The 1,806-nt window shown below is 49.3% G+C and carries 1 rRNA gene; it reads left to right on the forward strand.

Annotated features, from left to right (window positions below):
* The first annotated feature begins 225 nt into the window (after positions 1-225).
* Positions 226-1,763: ribosomal RNA gene (locus A9G35_RS00430) — 16S ribosomal RNA — on the forward strand.
* Positions 1,764-1,806 lie beyond the last annotated feature (43 nt).

Here is a 1,806-nt window from a genome sequence, read left to right on the forward strand (position 1 = left end):
AAAAGGTTAGCGTAGTATATGCAACCCTTGAGACAGCGAAGTAAAACAACGAAATGTTGGGTTAAATAGAAGCTGTCAGCTCTTTAAAAAGAAGAAACAGACAATCTGTGTGGGCACTTGCGAGACAAAAGATTAAAGTCTACGGACTAAAAAAATTAAGTCTTGATAAGTGACACTGAAGATTCATTTGAATATGTCAGAGACAGTTATCGAGCATCAAACTTTAAATTGAAGAGTTTGATCATGGCTCAGATTGAACGCTGGCGGCAGGCTTAACACATGCAAGTCGAACGGTAACATGAGTGCTTGCACTTGATGACGAGTGGCGGACGGGTGAGTAATGTATGGGGATCTGCCGAATGGTGGGGGACAACAGTTGGAAACGACTGCTAATACCGCATAAAGTTGAGAAACCAAAGTACGGTTCCGCGAGGACGTACGCCATTTGATGAACCCATATGGGATTAGCTAGTTGGTAGGGTAAAGGCTTACCAAGGCGACGATCTCTAGCTGGTCTGAGAGGATGACCAGCCACACTGGAACTGAGACACGGTCCAGACTCCTACGGGAGGCAGCAGTGGGGAATATTGCACAATGGGGGGAACCCTGATGCAGCCATGCCGCGTGTATGAAGAAGGCCTTCGGGTTGTAAAGTACTTTCGGTAGTGAGGAAGTTTTGGGTATGAAAAGTGCCTAGAATTGACGTTAGTTACAGAAGAAGCACCGGCTAACTCCGTGCCAGCAGCCGCGGTAATACGGAGGGTGCGAGCGTTAATCGGAATGACTGGGCGTAAAGGGCATGTAGGCGGATAATTAAGTTAGGTGTGAAATCCCTGGGCTCAACCTAGGAATTGCATTTAAAACTGGTTATCTGGAGTATTGTAGAGGAAGGTAGAATTCCACGTGTAGCGGTGAAATGCGTAGAGATGTGGAGGAATACCGGTGGCGAAGGCGGCCTTCTGGACAGATACTGACGCTGAGATGCGAAAGCGTGGGGAGCAAACAGGATTAGATACCCTGGTAGTCCACGCTGTAAACGATGTCGATTTGGAGTTTGTTGCCTAGAGTGATGGGCTCCGAAGCTAACGCGATAAATCGACCGCCTGGGGAGTACGGCCGCAAGGTTAAAACTCAAATGAATTGACGGGGGCCCGCACAAGCGGTGGAGCATGTGGTTTAATTCGATGCAACGCGAAGAACCTTACCTGGTCTTGACATCCACAGAATCTTGTAGAGATATGAGAGTGCCTTCGGGAACTGTGAGACAGGTGCTGCATGGCTGTCGTCAGCTCGTGTTGTGAAATGTTGGGTTAAGTCCCGCAACGAGCGCAACCCTTATCCTTTGTTGCCATCGATTCGGTCGGGAACTCAAAGGAGACTGCCGTTGATAAAGCGGAGGAAGGTGGGGACGACGTCAAGTCATCATGGCCCTTACGACCAGGGCTACACACGTGCTACAATGGCGTATACAAAGGGAGGCGACCTCGCGAGAGTAAGCGGACCTCATAAAATACGTCTAAGTCCGGATTGGAGTCTGCAACTCGACTCCATGAAGTCGGAATCGCTAGTAATCGTGAATCAGAATGTCACGGTGAATACGTTCCCGGGCCTTGTACACACCGCCCGTCACACCATGGGAGTGGGTTGCACCAGAAGTAGATAGCTTAACCTTCGGGAGGGCGTTTACCACGGTGTGGTTCATGACTGGGGTGAAGTCGTAACAAGGTAACCGTAGGGGAACCTGCGGTTGGATCACCTCCTTACGAAGTGCTCGTAAGTGTTCACACAGATTGTTTGTTTAGAAGA

Origin of the sequence: Gilliamella sp. Choc5-1 (assembly GCF_001690595.1) — a bacterium.
In the GTDB taxonomy this organism is placed as follows: Bacteria; Pseudomonadota; Gammaproteobacteria; order Enterobacterales; family Orbaceae; genus Gilliamella; species Gilliamella apicola_M.